This window comes from Yoonia sp. SWMV100, from assembly GCF_056108365.1.
Genome location: NZ_JBWBAQ010000002.1, coordinates 628,975 through 646,831 on the forward strand (window position 1 = coordinate 628,975; position 17,857 = coordinate 646,831).

Sequence of the window (17,857 nt, forward strand, 5' to 3'; positions counted from 1 at the left end):
TTAAAAATCGTTTAAAGCAACGCATCAGTTGGCAGAGGGCCAACGGTCAGGCTGACAGGTTCGCCGGGGGCGATGTGAAACTGGGCCTCGACGGTCAATGTGCCGTAGGTGTCGATGCTATTTTCCGCTGCTTGGGTGCCATAAAAGGCTGCGATTTCAGCCCCGATCAGCACCCGTTCAACGTGTTTGACGCGTGAATCGGCAGTCAAAACGGCAAGCACGGCAAAGCGCAACTGTTCGCGGCGCATCATCGGATCGCGTTCTTGGGCGATCACGGAATGACCACCGAAACCGTGGTCCATGTTCAAAGGGTCCGACCCCAGCGCTGTCACAATCGCCGTCCGGATCTGCAATTCCAGATTTTCTTGGCCCTGTACGAGATCCAGATCAAGCGCGCCTGTCGGACCCGCACGCAGGCTGATGTCGCCATACTGGTGAGCATCGGGAAATATGGGCACAAGCGTCGGCGCCCATTTTAAAAGTTTCCGTTCTTGTGCAGGTGTTAACCTGCGAATATCGTTAGCCATTGGATACATCCACCTTCCCAGAGCCGCGAGCGACCAAGGCGATATTGTCCGCCTTCAATGTCAGATCGGTTTTGGCCTCTATTTCGATCCGCCCGTCAGAGAACATCCTGATGGCGGACCCTGTGTTTGCCTGTTCGATGATGATGCCACCGTCGTCAGCCAAATCAGGGCGGGCATCCGCGCCGGGCATGCTATCGGCTGTAAATGCCTTGATCGAAAAACCGTTTACGGTGATCGCCCGGCCTCCGTTCGCGGTGATGAGGTCGTGCGAGGCTTGCGCGTCGCTACCCGGCAAGGCGTCGGTGCCTGTCGCCGCCGTTGGCGGCGATCCTTGATAGGCCGGCAGGATTAGCCACCAGTCTCCGGGTTCAGCCGGCGACGGAACAGGCGACCCGTCGCGGGTTTGCCAAAGCGCCCCGATATCAACAGGATCAGCAGGATCACTGCCATTGTTGACAGTCATCACCCGCATCCCCGGATAGCGGGGCAGGACATGCCCAAACGGCCCCCACGCAAAATTTGTGACGTAGGGCACGTTGACTTGGATGTCGCCGTCTTCACGGCGGATATCATCAAGACGGGCTTGGCGCGGGCCGCCTTCATCGATGATCCCGCGCAATATCGTTGACGCCTGTGCCGCCGCGACAACACGTCCCTCTTCGGCGGTGGTTTCGATATGATGTGCGCGAATTTCCGCAATATCGGAAACACGGCGCTGCGACATTGCCAAACCGATGCGGGCGTTGATTGCGCGGCTGAGGGCAGATGCACCGCCCTGCCCCTGTGCGGTTTCCTCGTTAAAGGCGGGCACGTGTGGGTCAGCGACCTGAAACACATCCCACGCGGTTTGATTGATATCGGTGCCATCTACGGCCACACCAGCAACGTCCGTAATCCAGCCCATGGCCCGCGACATTGTATGGGTAACACTTGCAACATAAACGTGTTGCTGGACGTCATCGCCGTCGTCTAGACCTGCGGGAAGCGTTGGCAACCCGAAGCCGCCAAAGGTGCCTGTCAGTGGTGACGGGCGTCGGAAACAGACAACGTCACCGGGCTGGATATCTCTGCGACCGACGCATTTTAACGCCCAAGTTTCGCGATCGTCCGGTTTTGTGCCCACTGCCTTCGTCCCGGAATCAAGCGCATTCACGCGGCCGGTCTCAATCGGTTCAATCAACCCTGTATCCGCGTTCAACGGCTTGACCGCGTCGTAAGGGATCGGACGCCCAGGTCCGATATGCAGTTTCCCATCGCGGATCAGGTAGATCGGCCGCCCCCGCCGATACGGTGGACGGCGATGTATTTCTTCGCGCGCCTGTGTCAGCACATCGATCATATTGCTGTTGGGCATGATCCGCGCAGTTTCACCTTCTGCGTCGGGATCATGGGGGTAGATTACGAAATCTTTATTGTTCTGCCACTGGATAGCCAAAAGGCAGGCTTCGATCCGGCCAAGGGGCGTTGTGTCCTCGATCGCATCTGTGTCAGGCGTCGCAGTGGCGGCCAGCCGGTCATAGACGGCGCGGCGGCCCGTGATTTCGGTCATCACTTCAAGGCCTTCGGTCTTGCGGTTAAGTTCTGTGATGCGGAAGGTTTCGATAACTTTATCCTGATCGAAATCACCGCCAAAAAAATCCAATCCGCTGCGCCAGAATAAAGCGACGGATACGTAGATCTCTTTGGGATCTTCGACCGTACCGCCAAGCCGTTCCTTGGCGAGCAGCCCAAAGTCACTGTCCGTCAACCGCGCCAGCGAAATCTTTAACCGCCCCGGCGTTAGCCCGCCTTCAAGGGACATGGTCGTTTCTGCAAAATGACTGCTTTGATCGATGGTTAAAATAGGATCGCCCGGTGTTCTTTGGGGGCCGGACTTGTAGAACCGAAATGCCCAGCACGGAACGCGACTTAGGTGTTCTGTCGGCTTATAAACGGTCATGTGACAGCCTCCAGTTTATGCCACCTGCCTGTGCGCGCACATCGGCATCGTCCGAAGATAGCGCAGCCGCGACAGGCACAATTTGGCGTGATCCGGAAACATCGGTGCGCACGTAAAACAGGCGTTCAGCAAGACCCGGGCGCAAGACGCGGGAATCGAACGTGGCGCTGCCCGCGCGAATGTCGCGCCAGCCCAATTCGATCCAGCTTGACGTGCTGCCGCCCCCGACAAGTGCGCCAGCTTTGATCGACAATCCGGTGACTTCGATCCAGGTTCCAGCACTATTTGGCAGACGCGGCGCGGCCGGGATCAAGATGCATTGCCCCAGAACGGCGGGGCATTGTCCGACGAATTTGCCGTCATTGACAAAAACAAGTCGCGGGCAGGCCCGTGCGCGCGACTGGCCCAGCGCAACACGGGTTTGCGCGGCTTTGCGCGCTTGCAGGTCTTTAAAGTCAGCAATCGGCGCGATATCGGCGTCTGCGTCCGCTTGCTGTTGTGTCGCACCGTGCGACACTTGGGTTTCCGGTGGCATCTTCATTAGGCTGCGAAACTGGCCTGTCGCGACTGTCAGATATAGACGAAGCCCTTGCGGAGCGATGTCGATCCGATGCGGCAATCCACGCGTGATGTCTGCGCGCACGATGGTGACTTCATCGCGCGGTGGCCGGCGACCATCGGGTGTCAGGCGCGCGGTGATAGGGGAATTCAGATTCATTTTGCTGTCCTCCTTAAGTCATATCAATCGCGATAGCGGCACCAACACCGACCGCCTCAAGCCCCAGCGTCAGCAGTTGATTGCGCGGCAAATGGGCAAGTGTCAGCGTCACATCGATCACATCGCGTTTCTGTGCCGTCGCCGAAAAAGACAGGTTCTTGATGTAAATATCCGAACGCAAAGTCATGGATGTCCAAAGCTGCATCCCGCCCGTCAACCCACCGGATAAGGATTGCCAAGGGTTCACACCAAGGGTCACTTGGGCCAGCAATTCCAACGCACTTTTCCAAACGAACCTTTCGGTTCCCGGAAGGACGGCGGAAATAGAAATCGTGTCATCGTGGGTGTCCATCAGGACGCGGTCGCCGCCCGACCCAAGGGGTGGCAAATGGAAACTTTCCGAAATCGAGATGGTCGACACAGCAAACAGCGGCACCACAACCGGAAACAAGCCAATCACCGCAGATGGTACGCCAATTTTCATATCGCGTGTGGGTGCGAGTAGACCGCGTTCAAAACTTTTGCGCGTCATTGGGGTTGCTCCTGTTGCTGTTGATCAATCCAGAACCGGATCACATCGGCGGTACGGCCAAGAATTTTGTAGTTTGACGGCTCGTTCATCGTACCGATCGCGAGCAAACGATCGGAAGGAAGGTTTGCGAAGTCACCACGCGTGACCGCCAGTGTACCCAGAACCGGGTCGTGACCAATGATGGCGAGGCTGTTGTTCGCGGCCATCGTGATTTTATCGATGCCAAAAATCGTGCGCCCGGAGGCGGGCCAATAGAGACCATTTGCCAATCCCAGAATGTCTGCAGTCGGAAACGTGATTGTGACGCGCCGCGTGGGCCACGCGTTGAAAATATCCAACGGGTCCGCAGGCGGGCGGGCGATAATCGTGGCAGGCAGCCCCTGTGCAAACCGTTGGCGCAGGCGGTCAAGGGCGCGCGCCGAAAGTGTTTCACCGCGTGCGACATCTTCGTCGCGCGACAGGCGTAACAGCACTGCCGCAAGGTCATCACCGACGGGCACGACCGCGTCAGGCTGCAAGTTCGCGCGATCGACCCAACCGATCGCATTCGCACCCAGTCCCAGAATGTCGTCAGCGTCGCAAAAGAAGAACCCGTCGCTTCCGTCGTCCGCAAAGTATATCAGGTCACGCAGAAGCCCGAAGTTGGATCGGTTTGCGTTGACATCACAATAGATACCGGGCGGGAACAGCTCGAAACCGGGCATGCCAAATGTACTGTCACGCGCATAAAGCCGGGCAAGGTCATTTGGCAGCGGCGCCGCCCTGTTCATGTCTGCGATTTCAGTATTTGTCGCAGGCTGGCAAAGCGGGCGTGGTGCGACCAGGTCCAGCATCTCGTCAAGATTCGGGTCGGTGTGATCTATCATTTTTACAAGCCCCCTCTGGGTGTCCATGTGCCAAGCAAGTGCAAGGCGCCTGCGGCGCGCACCTGTGGCAAAACGGTGCGTTCGAAATAGGCGTCAAAGGCTGCAAGGTATTCGACAGCTTTTTCGTGCGGCACTTGACCAAGCCGGAAATCTTCAATCGCTTTGTTGCGGATGTCGGAATAGGTCATGCCGGTACTGGGCGCCGGGGCGCCTCCTGCGGCCACGGGCGGTGATGTGGCACCGGTTGCTGGCGGCGTACCGCCCGCCGTAGCGCGACGATGGACGGCCCGCGTATTTTGCGCGTCTGTGATCATACCATGGGGTGATCCGGCACGCGAATTGCGCAACCACATGGTCGGGACAGAATTGCGATCGTAGCCGAACCCGCCGAACAGCGATGACATCAGGCTGTCTTGCATGCCATGGTGCGCCTGCATCACAGCAGTCGTGCGCGGCTTGCGGCCAAAGGGTGTGTGCAGGATGTCGAATTCGCCAAATTCACTGAGCAAAGTCCCCGCGCGGTCACGCGTGGTGATCCTGTAGCGCCCATCCACCAGCCGCAAGGTGGCCGTGGCCCCGTCTGTGAATGTGCGAACATAACTGCCGTCTGCCTGTCGCACAAAATAGTAGCGCACGCCGGTAAGTCGGCGACGAAAACCGCCATCATATTGGGTGTGTGCGCGCACATCGTCAGCATGGGGCCGATGTGTTTGTCCCGATGTCGATACCCGCGGCGCATTGTCGATTTCATCCAGCAAATGGCGCGGCAACCCAACGTCGCCCAGCGTGTAAGGTGACGCATAAAACGGAAGTTGAAGCTGCGTCATCTGTTCGTCAAGCCGGCGATAGGCCTGCGCAAGTTCAGCCAGCTGTACATCAATATCGCGCGGTGAAACGACGCGGTTCGCTGTTGTCGTATGCGGACTGTCGTAATTCAGGACTGTCGCGTATAGCTCGTCGAGCCGGGACCGGATCTGGATAATATCATCAATCATCGCAGATCGCCCGGCGATCAAATTATCGCCGTGTCGCAAGGCGGCCCATCCCACCATGTCTTCCGCGATACGGCGCGCACGGCGATGGGGAATCCCAAGTTCGTCGGTCATGCGTGACACGACAGCGCGAAACTCCGCATTGCCGCGCACGGTCGCAGATATATCAATCGACCCCCGGAACCCTTGCCTGACAAAATTGAGGATCATGTCCCGTCCTCCAGTCCGGAGTGCGTACTGTCATCAAAATGCAAGGTATCATCGTATTCTTCCAGACGCCGGATCAGTGCGGTTTCGGTGGGGGCTGCGACGTCTTCGGGCGCAGGCCCTGTCGGCACCGGAACCGGTGGCGGCATGCCCGACGCACGCGATATTGCTGTATTTACCTCGGCAAAAACGGGACCGATAAGATGCGGCAGCGCCAAAGCCATCGCGCGGTCTGTCAAAACGCCTGTTACAACAGCCTGAGCGACACCGCGCTTGAGCTGGCGGCCCACCGACAGCAGCAATTCCCGGCGCAGGCGCTTAGAAATGATGCGCCCGCCCTGCCGTACCCCGCTCCGAAGGACGGTCTTGCCCGCAAATGCGCTGCCCCGCAGCAAGGGACCGGCCTCGGGTATGACCGACATGACGACCTCGAATTCCGCAAGGAAAAGATCAAATTCGACTTCAGCCTTGTTCAGGATGCCTTCGGGATCCAGCAGGGCGTTATAGAGCGTGTCCATCTGTGAGGCTTGATAGTAGTGCATCCCGGCGTAAACCGCGCCCAGAACCGCAGCAGCAGGCGGACAGATCGCAGCAAGCGCCAGCACCGAAACCGTTTCACCAAACAGGATCAGACCCTGAACACCCAATTCAACGTCCATCAGTTGGTCGATGCCCATCCCATAGATTTTGTCGCCCAAGAACGCGTCACCGATCGCCTCGTGGGCCAGAAGGTGAATGCCCTGCAGCGCAACGGACGTTCCGGATACAGTTCGGTTTGGCAGGTCTTCGCGAATTTTGCCGGCCCGAAAGGCAAAGTTCACGCGGCTTTGCGTCTTGCGCTGCATGGCGTGATTGTCTGCCTTCATCTCCATCAACAATGATCGCAAGTAGAAATAGGCGCTGGCAGGTCGCTGGCGAAAGGTCTCGACGACTTCGGTAATGTCACGGAAATGGTTGATCAGCGGGTCGGTCGAGGTCGCTGTGCGCATCCGAAACGCAATCGCTTCGTCCAGTTCGGCCAGTGTCCAATCACGCCCGCTGTCGTCGCGGATTTTCACGACGTTTCCTGCGCGCACAATTCGCCCTTGGACCTGTGTCGCGGTCAGATAATTCCGGTTTAAATAGTGATCGGACATGCTGGTGGACAGGGCCTCGCGCGCACTGCTCCATGTGCTGTAAACCGCCGCGACACCGGCAGAAAAGGTCGATACGCGCGTGTCTTCTTCCGCCAGCCTATCCCGCAGTGACTGTAGCTCTGCTTGTGTGGACACAAAACTGAACAACATTGTGCGCACCGAGGCATAGTAATCGTCAAAGCGGTTCAATCGCGTGTCGATGGCGACCTGCGAGGCCCGCAACGCCTCTAGCATCTTTATTTGACAGGCCCGCAAAAACATCTGCGACCCGCTGTCAGTGATGATCGGGGTATATATTTTATAAAACGCCAATCCCCACGCGGGATACTGGCCCGCGTGGGGCCCAACGATCATGGCGGCGACGGCGGGAAGACCGATAATATCGTGCAGAATGCGTTCGAAACGCGTCATCATCGGCGCCGTCGCCGCCAGAAATCGAAGGACACGGATCGACGGGCTGTCGGTGGCGCCGATGTGAATATCGCCAAGGTTGCCATCACCCGCCATTGTATTGCGCACATTTGTCGCCGCAGGGGTGCGGGCCGCGTATTGCCCGACAGCACTGGCGCGTGCACCCAAAACCTGACCGGCGGCAATAATGAACGATGCGGGATAATTTCCCGTCGGCATTTCAAGCCGAAAGGCAATCTGCCCCATCAGCACACGCAGCCGGTCCCCGAGCGCGCCAAGATCGTCAAAGCTGGGTTCGCCATCAAAGGGTTCAAAATCAAGCGTGATCGTTTCACCACCGATAGACATCGGGAACCGCGACGCTTGGCCTTTGGCTTGTTGCGCTGACGGTTCGGCCATGGCTGATCCGCCGCCGGAACCGGCATCACCGCCCGCAGTATCGCCGGGGTTTTCTGACGGCGCGCCCCCGTCCCCGTCAACTGCATCGGTCTTTTCGATGACGCGCCAGATGGGCAACAGGCGGATGGATTGGCCGGAAAAGGCGTTCGCGGGAATGATGCAAAATAGTCCGTCAAGCTCTGCTGCCTGCTTTGGCCCGCTCAGATCGATTTCGCGATCGGTTTCGCTGGCCCATGCGGTGGCGGTCTGTCGGTAGAAGGCGCGCGTGCGCGCATCCTCTTCGGTTTCGCCAGCTTGCGGGGTGCGCGCCAAGTTTCCGAGCCTGCAAAACCTTTCAAAGTGAAGGGCCTCCAGATCGTCGCGGGACGTAAACTGGCGAAGCTTCGACAGCGCCATCCAATTATTTCTGTTCAGCGCCCCACCCGATGTTGCACGATCAGGTGACGCAATAATCATTTTGTCACCCGGCGAAAACCTGCGGACAATGTCGAAGTAAACAGCGTCTTGTGTTGTCCGGTTAATGGAAACCACGGCAATCTCATAAGCGCCATTCGCGCGGTACAGCAGCCCAAAAACCTGTCCCGCATGCGGGCGCGGGCTAACGTCGTGTGCCAGATGGGCTTGCATCAGCTGAATGAACCGGGATTGATTGCCCCTGAAATACCAAAGCGCGACATCGTGCGTCGTGTGCCATTCCGTATGCGCGTTGAAATAATCCAATGATATCGGTGCATCCGGCGATGGAAGGTCGGTTTCATAGGACGGGACAAGGTATCTGCCGTCGGCGTCCAACTGGCGCGCGTCGAACCGGCCTAATGGGCCGACAGGTATCGCCTCGGGCGCGTCATCCAGCGCTTTGGTCGCGGACGCAGGTGCCGCGGTAACCGCGGCATCCAACGCAAGGCGAATTTCGTCTTCAATACCAGCACGCCAATCGTCGCCCGGCATCCCCGTGGTCCCTGCACCAAGCGACCAAGTGATTTCAGGGGCGGCGTAGCTAGGCCACGCATACCCGCCGCGCGGCGCGATCACTTCGCGATCAAGTTCAGCCAATGCCCGCCCGACGCCGCTGACGACCGCATGGCGCAATTGCCCTGCCAACGATGCCCCCGCCACAGCAGGGTCGATCGTGACCTTCAGGGGAATGTGGACTTGGACGGGCATTCAAATACCTTGTGCGATTGATGATGACAGACGTGCGTGACGGTTCAGCGGGCGGCTGTTCTATGCGATTGGCAACTGCGCATCCGCTGGGTTAGGGGTCGATTTCAGCCGCGGCGCGGAAAAGAACGTCGGCGGTCGTGTCGGCCGGGGGTGAAGGTTCACGTGCGGACAGTTCACGAATTTCTATCTGGACCGGAAAGAACACCTGCACAGCGCCTTTGGCGTCACCGATGGCTGCGACGGCCTGCGCGGCCGACCCGGCTGCGGGGTACACGATCTCGTTTTCGTGTACCAACGCCAGTCCCGTGCGTGTGATCCGTTTGGGACCATTGCGCCCGCCGTTGCCCACAAGCGAGGCAAACGTCCGCCCGCCAGGTGTTCCTGAACCAGACATATCCGCCGCGCCCTACAGCGCACCAGCGACTGCAGAGTCGCCGGCAGATGATACTTTGCCACCAAGCGCGAAACCCGAAAATGTTGCTGTGGGTGCGCCAGAAATAGCCGCAGACGATGGTGTCGCGTTGGTGATGATGCAATCAGATAACAAAACCTCTGTAAGCGACCATTCAACGTCGCCCTCATCGACCTCTTCCATCACGATATTGAAGGGCGTGCCTTTGGCGGCAAGCATGGTCAATTCAGCCGTGGCAGTGCCGACCGCCTTAACCGTAATGGAAAAGTTTAATTGTTCTGGCAAATAGACAACGCCGATATTGATGGCTTCGATAGAATGCATCGGCTCTGCATTCATGGCGAATGTCGGCTGAAAGCTTTCAATTGGTGTAATTGTTTTTTCACCGTCACCCGTGTCGTATTTAATGGATAGGTGTGAATTCCATGTAGGCATATCAAATATCCTTTTGTATTTTTAAATTAAAACTTTGGCTGCAACGCAATTTTAAGCCGGTGAATTGCCGGGCCAATTACAATTGTCACTGCCATATCGACGAGCCGCTCTGATCGTGCGGTGAAAATAATCTGCGTTTCTGTCGCGCTGCGGGCGGATTCAGGTTTTAGCAGGGCGTTGTAGGCAGGAATATTAAATGAATACCCTGTAATGGCGCCGGTCGATTTGACCACACCCAGAATCCCCTCGGCTTTTCGGATCACAGCGGCAAGCCCGGTGCGGGTGATGCGCGCATCCCCGATCAGGCCGATCAATCCGGCACGCAGACGAAACTCCACATCGTCCAGCAGCCGGACCAGATCAATATACTTTTGCGCGGCATCGGTCGTGTACAGCGTGCCTTCCGCGAAATGCAGGCTTTCGCCTGCCACCAATGCAGGATCAATGACGGCAATAATGCCATCGTTGGACAGCGCCATAATCTCGCCGGGACTATATTGGCTGGCCAAGGGTATCGTCAGGCCGAATATTTTCTTAAGGACCAAAGAGGATGCGGGTGCCTGCCCCGCGATTGCAGAGGCCGCTGCCACCGCAACATCGGCGCTTGTGCCAGCGCCGTTGACTGCGCCGCGAGCGGCGACCATGACCATGCGCGGGGTTGTGGCTTTTAGTGGGGTCGCTAGCGCTATGATGTCGGCGCCGTATGTCGCCGATGCGGCAATTTGTGGATCAATCGCGGCGACGCCGATCCGTTTATTCCCTGCTGCCGATTGGTTTTCAACATGCGCTTTTAATGCGGCGACGGGCGCTGTGCCCCCGCCCCCTGTCTTGACCGGGTCATCGGCCAGCGCGACAAAGGTCACGTCGTCCAGCGCTTCCAATGCGGTTAGTCCGCCGGCCGTGGTTGCGGCCTTGACCGCGTATATTTTCGACGGTCTGGGATTTTGCAAAAACGCGATTTCCAAGGCGCGATACAGCGCGGACTTTGCCACGATATTCGGGCCCGCCATTTCGTTGAACAGCGGGACGGCATCCTCTAAGCTGTTGACGACAATAGGGTCGTTATTTGCGGCCGTCCCCTTATTGTTGGTGCCGCCTACGATTGCCAAGACCCCCGGTGCCCGTTGGACCTCGGGTTGAAGTCCTTTGGTATCAATAGAAACTTCGACAAATGGGAATGCGATTGCCATTTTGTAACCTCCTTCATCGTTGCAATTCAGTGTGTGAAATACCCGTCGAAAAATGACGGGGGACGTTAAATTTAAAGCGTCGGAGCAAGGGCAATGCCTGATGCGGCAAGCCATGTATTGGCGTTTCGAATACGTGTGTTGACATCGGCACCGGGCCAGTCGCCATCGTCGAACCACGTGATTGGCACAACCCAAACCACCACGGGCCGCCCCCGCGGCAAGTGATCGCCGCTTGATTTGGGGGTCACGCCGTCCAGCCGCAATCGTGCCATGACATCTTGTGAGGCTTGCACCAGATCGACCAACCGGAAACCCGGTGCCGTGACATCGCGCACCATAATCGCGGCAGCGACGGGAAATTCGGTCTGTGCGGCAGCCACCGTGCCGGGGATTGGCGTGAAGGACAAAACCCATTGGCTGAGCGTGGCCATGACGGACGGGTTTTCCAGCAGCATCGTTAAATCCGCGACACCGTTATCTGCCAACCAATCGTCGATCAACGTTGCGCTAATCCCGTTCGGATCATGGGCATTTGCGGCAAGCCGCGCCAATAGTACCGTTCGACGTGCTGCTTCGAGCGCGGCAGGTTCGGTCGGCACCGGGTTTGGTATGTCATTGTCCAGAGCGGCCATCGTCAGTGGAACTGCGCGCGCAACCCCAATCGCTGCACGCGGGAATGCCGCCGATGTTGTGATTGAACCGTGCCACATTAATTGAACACTGGCGTCCAACGGGCCTGTACCGGACGCACATGCAGCGCCGTATTGAACCGAATATCCGTCGCGCGAAATATCGGTGCTTATTGCGCCCGAAAACGGCGCGACATCCAACTTGTCAAATCGTGCGCTAGCCACACCCGATAATTCGGTCGTGGGAATACCATAGCTTGACGCCGTAATTGCCTTTAACGAGTCCTGAGAAAACAAACCGGTCGCAGTTGCTGGACGCGTCAAGGCGAGAAATGTCTTGTCGATATAATTCATGACCCATACCACCCCGCACGGAATGCGGAAAATAGAGTAAATTAATAATTCGAAAAAAACGTCTTGGTCGTAAAATAGTGTAATAAGCTTATCGCGGTCTGCTATTAAAGGTAGTCAGGAAAACCCGACTTCATTTTTTAAATTCTCAGACCTACGGTATTTCCCGCAAACAGGAAACCGCACGCGTGGCACGTCAATAAAAGCAGAAAATTTTATGTGCTTTGAAATGCTTACCAGGCAGCACGCGCCAAAAATGAAACCCGCGTCGCTTGTGGTTTTTTTGATCGTGACATGACAGATAGGCAAGGTTGCCGCGCCGCAAGTGCCAAAATGTCCAGGCGCGACCGACATGTTCGGGCCGATTCGGGCTGCATCACAACGGTGGCGTGGCGCGCGCGGTATGCTATTGCGGCGCGAAACGCGGTGGTTCAGGCGCATAAAAAAACGCGCCGCACAAACCTGCGGCGCGTCCCGGTCCGGGAAAATCCCGTGTTATTTAATGGTGATGCGACCGTCGGTATACGGTGTGTACGGCCCTTGTGCTGCCATATATTCCGCCGTTACATCGGCCAAATCCGGGCCAAAGTCATAGGCGTTGGCCGCGTCTTTGAACATCGCATAGCCATCGCCGCCATTGCGCACATAGTTGTTTGACACCAACCCGTAGGTCGCCGCCAAATCAATTGGCGCGCCCGCAACCATCACGTCCGAAACACGGCTGCCGGCGTCTGCTGCCGGGTCAACTTTGAATGTGATCCCGGCAACCTGTGGGAAACGGCCCGCGCCTTCTTCGATCTGGCTGACACCGTTTTCAAGCGCCGCGATAACCGTTTCGCCGCTGACAAAGAAAGTCGACAGCGTGTTTTGGAACGGCAGTACCGTCAGGACTTCGCCCATTGTCACTTCGCCGGCATCGATGCTGGCGCGAATACCACCAGAGTTCGCAATCGCGATCTGAATGCCTTGGTCTGCAACGCGGTCAAGCATCGCATCAGCGATCAGGTTGCCGCCGGAACATTCCATGGCACGGCAAATATCGCGGTTGCCTTCGATTGGGGCGCTGGCCTCGGCTACGACTTTGTTACGTACTTCTTCCAGCGGGGCGGCCAATTCGGTGATCCGCGCCACAGTGGCTTCATCCTCGACGACGGCGCCATCCATCAGGATCGGTGCGCCAGCGGCTTCGGTAATGACACCTTCGTCGTTGAAGGTGACATTCAATTCGCCCAGAAATTTACCATAAGCATAGGCCTGCACGATTGCTGTATCACCAACCATCGTTGGGTACGGGCCTTTGGCGCCTTCCATATCACCCAGCAAGCTGTTGTCGTGACCGCCGACAATAACATCGACGCCCGTTGTGTTGGCAGCAACTGCCTGATCGACGGCATAGCCAGAGTGCGACAGAACGATAATTTTGTTCACGCCTTCGGCTGTCAATTTGTCCACTTCGCCCTGCACAGCGGCAGACGGGTCGCTGAACACAACATTATCGCCGGGGCTTGCCAATTCATCGGTGTCTTCGGGTGTAAGACCGATCAGGCCAATCTTTTCGCCGCCACGCTCGATGATGGTCGATTTCATCAGAACATCTGCAAGCAGCGGTTCAGCCGAAACATCCGCGTTCGACATCAGGACCGGAAAGTTCACCGAATCCATGAAGCCGCGCAGCACTTCGGGGCCATCATCGAATTCGTGGTTGCCGACGGTCATTCCGTCATAACCCAGCTTGTTCATGAACTCGGCCGCCATCGCGCCCTTGTAGTATGTATAGAACAATGTGCCTTGGAATTGGTCGCCACCATCCACAAGGATGCTGTTGTTGCTGCGCGCGCGCGCGTCGGCCAATGCGGTCACAAGACGGGCCGTACCGCCAAAGCATTTTCCTTCGGTGTTGTCCTCGGTGGAACAGCCGGAATCATACGCGCTGATCGGTTCAAACCGCGCGTGAAAGTCATTGGTGTGCAGGATCGTCAGCGAATAGTCGGCCATCGCCGTCCCTGCCGACAGTGCAAGCGCACAGGTGGATGTCAAAATACGTGAAATCATTGTTTCAGTCCCCAGTTTGGAATGACCTTAGCTTGGCAATGGCCCGCTACAGAGTCAAATAGCATCGCCACCGCAGGATGATTGCCCCCGCGTTAACGGGTTGCACATCGGGTGGTGATCAGATGCTTGACCAATTTGTGTGCAACCTGCATGACAAGAGCATGCTGATATATAAAATTTTCCGCGCCCATGAATGGGCTGACCTGCAAACCAACGGCGAAACACCCGGCGCGCCGATTGATGTTGCCGATGGCTATGTGCACTTTTCGACTGCCGAAACGGTCGCCGAAACGGCGGCCAAATATTTCGCAGGGGTCGAAGGGCTGGTGTTGCTGGCGCTGGAGGCAGACAGCCTTGACCCGCTGAAATGGGAGCCCGCGCGCGCTGGTGTCTTGTTCCCGCATCTGTACCGAAATCTGCGGCTCTCCGACATTTTGTGGGATGCCCCGCTGCCGCTGGTTGACGGCACCCACCAATTTCCGGACCTCACATGAAGTTGCTTGAAACGATTGGTTTGGCCGCGCTGCGGCGGTGCGATTCCGAAACTGCGCATGGTTTGGCGTTAAAGGCGCTGAACACCGGGTTAGGCCCGCGTGGCGGCCCATTCACCACAGACCGTTTGCGCACCCAGTTTGCCGGGCTTGATCTGCCAAACCCCGTGGGACTGGCCGCAGGTTTCGACAAAAACGCGACGGCGCTACATGCGCTGGCCCGCACCGGTTTCGGGTTTCTTGAGGTTGGCGCCGCCACGCCGCGCGCGCAGCCGGGCAACCCAAAGCCGCGTCTGTTTCGCCTGACCGAAGATCAGGCCGCGATCAACCGTTTCGGGTTTAATAACGACGGCATGGAAACGATTGGCCGCCGCCTCGCCGCGCGCCCGAACGGCCGCATTCTGGGCCTGAACCTGGGCGCCAACAAAGACAGCACAGACCGCGCCGCCGACTTTGCGACGGTCTTGACCCATTGCGGACCGCATGTCGATTTCGCGACAGTGAATGTATCGTCACCCAACACAGAAAAGCTACGCGATCTACAAGGCAAAGCTGCCCTTGCCGCGCTGCTGGCCGGTGTGATGGAGGCCCGTGCAGCGCTACAAACCCAGATCCCGATCTTTTTGAAAATCGCGCCAGACCTTACATCCGACGAATTGGCCGAAGTGGCGGAGGTCGCAAATGCGTCTGGCATTTCCGCGATCGTCGCCACAAACACCACCTTGGACCGGATTGGGCTGCACGGACCACATGCTGCAGAAAAGGGCGGATTGTCAGGGCAGCCGTTGTTCGAAAAATCCACGCGCACCTTGGCCCAACTATCGGGCATGACCAATCTGCCCATCATTGGTGTCGGCGGCATTGGCAGCGCTGAACAAGCCTATCAGAAAATCCGCGCTGGCGCTGGCATTGTGCAGCTTTATACGGCGTTGGTGTACGGCGGCGTTTCACTGGTCGATGACATTACGCGCGGGCTGGACGCCCTGCTGGAACGTGATGGCTATGCATCTGTTGCCGATGCGGTCGGGTCAGGCAGAGGCGACTGGCTCTGAAGCCGCCTCTAATCCCGGATATTTCCACGCCAACGTGACACCGCGCACCACAAAGCTGATCAGCAACCCCAGCCAAAGTCCGTGATTTGCGTATGCATGCATCAACGGAATGACGGTCACAAAATAGATGATCGCGGAAATGATCATCATGTTGCGCATGTCTTTTGTGCGGGTCGCGCCAATGAATATCCCGTCCAGCATCCAAGGCAGCAGACCCACAATTGGCGCGGCAACCATGTAAGGCAGATAGACGGCTGCTGCGTCTTGCACCGGCACGTTCCTTGCCATGATCGCGATGATCGTTGTTCCGAAAACCGCGAATGACACGGCAAGCAAGACGCAGATGATCCCCCCCCAAAGGGTTGTCATGACCGCGCTTCGCCGCAACGCGGCGCGTGACCGTGCGCCTATCGCATTCCCGACCAGCGCCTCGGCCGCGACGGCAAAACCGTCCATCGCATAGCCTGTGACGCTCAGAAATTGCAGCAAAATATGGTTCGCCGCCAGTTGGACCGCGCCAAAGTTCGCGCCAAAAAACAAAAAGCTCACGAAAATCGCTTGCAGCAGAACAGACCGGATCATGATGTCCGAATTCACCGCAGCCATGTTGATCAGCCGCGCCCGGTCCAGCACCCGCGACCAATCGCGCCAATCAGGCACCGCAAAGGCGGCACGACACATCCAAAGCCCCAAGATCAATCCGGCCCATTCGGCAATGAACGTGGCCCACGCCACACCCGCGATACCCCAATCGAACCCCAGCACGAACAGCAGATCAAGGCCGATATTCGTCCCATTCATCAGCAGTTGCATCGCGAAAACAGCGCGGGTGCGTTCCTGCCCGATCAGCCATCCCGTAATCCCGTAAAGTGCAATCATCGCGGGCGCCGACCAAACGCGGATCGCCATATATTGGCGTGCCAGTGATTCCACCTCGGGGGTGGCCGGCGACACCGCAAACGCCCCCGCAAACAGCGCACCCTGCAGTGCGATAATGACAGCACCCGCAGCCAGCCCGATGATCAACGCGCGCGTCAAAAGCGCGGCGACCTCTTCGCGGGCGTTTGCACCGACCGCTTGGGCCGTCAAACCCGACGTGCCCATCCGCAAAAAACCGAAAATCCAGTAAATCGCGGTCAAAATGATCGCGCCAATCCCGACCGCGCCAATGGGGGCCGCCTGCCCCAACTGCCCAATCACACCTGTATCCACGACCCCGAGGATCGGAATTGTCGCGTTGGACAACACGATGGGAATCGTAATCGTCAGAACGCGGCGATGGGTCAGTCTTGCCGCGTCAGCCATCGCGCGGCGGCATCAGGAAATGTCCTGTCGCTTGCGCGAACAATCGGCTGCGATTGTCTTGCCATGCCTCGACATGCACCGATGCGTACCGCCGACCAGATCGGTTTACCCGCGCACGCGCATAGGCATCACGCGGCAAGCCGGTGCGCAGATAATCAACCGTGAAGTCGATTGTTTTAGGCAGCGACATACGCGGAGCATCTGGCAACGCACGCCCCGCTTCCATGTCCTCCCAAACCAGCGACCACGACAGCTCCATAATCGCTGTCACCTCAAGAAACGCGGCTGTAACGCCGCCATGCAGGGCAGGCAGCATTGGATTGCCGATCAACTTGTCATCATAGGGCAAAATACCGGTCAACTCGTCGCCACGCCGGTCCATTTTTATACCCAGAAACTGAATATAAGGCACGCCAGCCACAAGATTTTGCAGCGTCGCATCGCGGCGTTGCTTTACGACCTGTACGGGTTCGGGGCGTTTCATGTCTTTGGCCTTTCAACGGTAAATGCACCGGTTGCCGTGGCAACAGGGCGCGACAGGTCATGATCAAACGCCGTCGCCCGGACAAATGCCACCGAACGGGTCACATGATAACATTCAGCGCGGGTTGTGATCATATCACCCGGTTTGGCCGGGCGCATGTAATCGATCCGCAGATCAAGCGTCGCGGTGGCCATCGGCGCGGCGGGGTGCGACATCACGGCGGCACCGCTGCATGTATCCATCAGCGCCGATACGGCACCGCCATGGATAACGCCTGTCTCGGGATCACCGATCAGGCGGACGTCGTAGGGCATGGTGATTTCGGCGGTCCCTTGCCCGATTTCTGTCAGCACCATCCCCAATGCCTTGGCATGCGGAATCGCCTCGATGAATTGGCGGGCGACCTTGACGCGCGTTTGTTCTGTGCTGTCTGTCATTTTTGCTCCTCTCGGTGCGTTGACCGGTGGATGTAATTGTGACGGCCTGTGCGACAACCGCAAGGCCGGATCCATCATCGGGGCAAACTTGATCATTCCAACCGTTGCCCACGCACAAAACTGCCGCT

At 57.8% G+C, this 17,857-nt stretch carries 17 protein-coding genes; 2 read left to right on the plus strand and 15 right to left on the minus strand.

All coding sequences use genetic code 11. The features are described from left to right. Window positions 1-11 precede the first annotated feature (11 nt). From ACXJGX_RS03220 to ACXJGX_RS03275, 12 genes are all read right to left on the minus strand, one after another. On the minus strand, window positions 12-527 hold the full coding sequence (locus ACXJGX_RS03220; RefSeq protein WP_474778690.1) for a hypothetical protein: 516 nt from the start codon (window positions 525-527) through the stop codon (window positions 12-14). Continuing rightward, window positions 520-2,466, minus strand: coding sequence for a hypothetical protein (locus ACXJGX_RS03225; protein WP_474778691.1), 1,947 nt, complete (start codon window positions 2,464-2,466; stop codon window positions 520-522). Before ACXJGX_RS03225 ends, ACXJGX_RS03220 begins: the two co-directional genes overlap by 8 nt. Next, the gene (locus ACXJGX_RS03230; protein ID WP_474778692.1) at window positions 2,453-3,184 is read right to left on the minus strand and encodes a hypothetical protein; all 732 of its coding nucleotides are present in this window, start codon (window positions 3,182-3,184) and stop codon (window positions 2,453-2,455) included. Before ACXJGX_RS03230 ends, ACXJGX_RS03225 begins: the two co-directional genes overlap by 14 nt. Before the next feature lie 13 nt (window positions 3,185-3,197). Next, complete coding sequence (locus ACXJGX_RS03235) at window positions 3,198-3,716, minus strand: hypothetical protein (protein ID WP_474778693.1); 519 nt, start codon at window positions 3,714-3,716, stop codon at window positions 3,198-3,200. Then, a complete protein-coding gene (locus ACXJGX_RS03240) occupies window positions 3,713-4,582 on the minus strand; it encodes a hypothetical protein (RefSeq protein ID WP_474778694.1) in 870 nt (289 codons plus the stop codon). Before ACXJGX_RS03240 ends, ACXJGX_RS03235 begins: the two co-directional genes overlap by 4 nt. Window positions 4,583-4,584: 2 nt before the next feature. Next, complete coding sequence (locus ACXJGX_RS03245; RefSeq protein WP_474778695.1) at window positions 4,585-5,784, minus strand: hypothetical protein; 1,200 nt, start codon at window positions 5,782-5,784, stop codon at window positions 4,585-4,587. After that, window positions 5,781-8,891 carry a hypothetical protein gene (locus ACXJGX_RS03250; protein ID WP_474778696.1) on the minus strand — a complete coding sequence of 1,037 codons (3,111 nt, stop codon included), beginning with the start codon at window positions 8,889-8,891 and terminating at the stop codon, window positions 5,781-5,783. Before ACXJGX_RS03250 ends, ACXJGX_RS03245 begins: the two co-directional genes overlap by 4 nt. Before the next feature lie 91 nt (window positions 8,892-8,982). Then, window positions 8,983-9,285 carry a hypothetical protein gene (locus ACXJGX_RS03255; RefSeq protein WP_474778697.1) on the minus strand — a complete coding sequence of 101 codons (303 nt, stop codon included), beginning with the start codon at window positions 9,283-9,285 and terminating at the stop codon, window positions 8,983-8,985. A 12-nt stretch (window positions 9,286-9,297) separates the two neighbouring features. Continuing rightward, entirely contained in the window at window positions 9,298-9,738 is a 441-nt protein-coding gene (locus tag ACXJGX_RS03260) for a hypothetical protein (RefSeq protein WP_474778698.1), read from the minus strand. Window positions 9,739-9,764: 26 nt separating this feature from the next. Further along, a complete protein-coding gene (locus ACXJGX_RS03265) occupies window positions 9,765-10,928 on the minus strand; it encodes a hypothetical protein (protein ID WP_474778699.1) in 1,164 nt (387 codons plus the stop codon). 71 nt (window positions 10,929-10,999) lie between these two features. Beyond that, window positions 11,000-11,911, minus strand: coding sequence for a hypothetical protein (locus ACXJGX_RS03270; protein WP_474778700.1), 912 nt, complete (start codon window positions 11,909-11,911; stop codon window positions 11,000-11,002). A 492-nt stretch (window positions 11,912-12,403) separates the two neighbouring features. Continuing rightward, entirely contained in the window at window positions 12,404-13,960 is a 1,557-nt protein-coding gene (locus ACXJGX_RS03275; protein ID WP_474778701.1) for a bifunctional metallophosphatase/5'-nucleotidase, read from the minus strand. 161 nt (window positions 13,961-14,121) lie between these two features. Between ACXJGX_RS03275 and ACXJGX_RS03280 the strand changes: the two genes are divergently transcribed. Next, window positions 14,122-14,454: a DUF952 domain-containing protein gene (locus tag ACXJGX_RS03280; protein ID WP_474778702.1), complete on the plus strand. Its 333-nt coding sequence runs from the start codon at window positions 14,122-14,124 to the stop codon at window positions 14,452-14,454. Then, entirely contained in the window at window positions 14,451-15,503 is a 1,053-nt protein-coding gene (locus ACXJGX_RS03285; RefSeq protein ID WP_474778703.1) for a quinone-dependent dihydroorotate dehydrogenase, read from the plus strand. Before ACXJGX_RS03280 ends, ACXJGX_RS03285 begins: the two co-directional genes overlap by 4 nt. On the opposite strand, the gene ACXJGX_RS03290 is transcribed toward ACXJGX_RS03285, so the two are convergent. From ACXJGX_RS03290 to ACXJGX_RS03300, 3 genes are read right to left on the minus strand one after another with little or no spacing between them, the layout of a single operon-like run. Next, window positions 15,480-16,808 carry an MATE family efflux transporter gene (locus ACXJGX_RS03290; protein ID WP_474778704.1) on the minus strand — a complete coding sequence of 443 codons (1,329 nt, stop codon included), beginning with the start codon at window positions 16,806-16,808 and terminating at the stop codon, window positions 15,480-15,482. The two genes, ACXJGX_RS03285 and ACXJGX_RS03290, sit on opposite strands and share 24 nt — an antisense overlap. After that, the gene (locus tag ACXJGX_RS03295; RefSeq protein WP_474778705.1) at window positions 16,801-17,292 is read right to left on the minus strand and encodes a PaaI family thioesterase; all 492 of its coding nucleotides are present in this window, start codon (window positions 17,290-17,292) and stop codon (window positions 16,801-16,803) included. Before ACXJGX_RS03295 ends, ACXJGX_RS03290 begins: the two co-directional genes overlap by 8 nt. Next, window positions 17,289-17,729, minus strand: coding sequence for a PaaI family thioesterase (locus tag ACXJGX_RS03300; RefSeq protein ID WP_474778706.1), 441 nt, complete (start codon window positions 17,727-17,729; stop codon window positions 17,289-17,291). Before ACXJGX_RS03300 ends, ACXJGX_RS03295 begins: the two co-directional genes overlap by 4 nt. Between the last annotated feature and the right edge of the window lie 128 nt (window positions 17,730-17,857).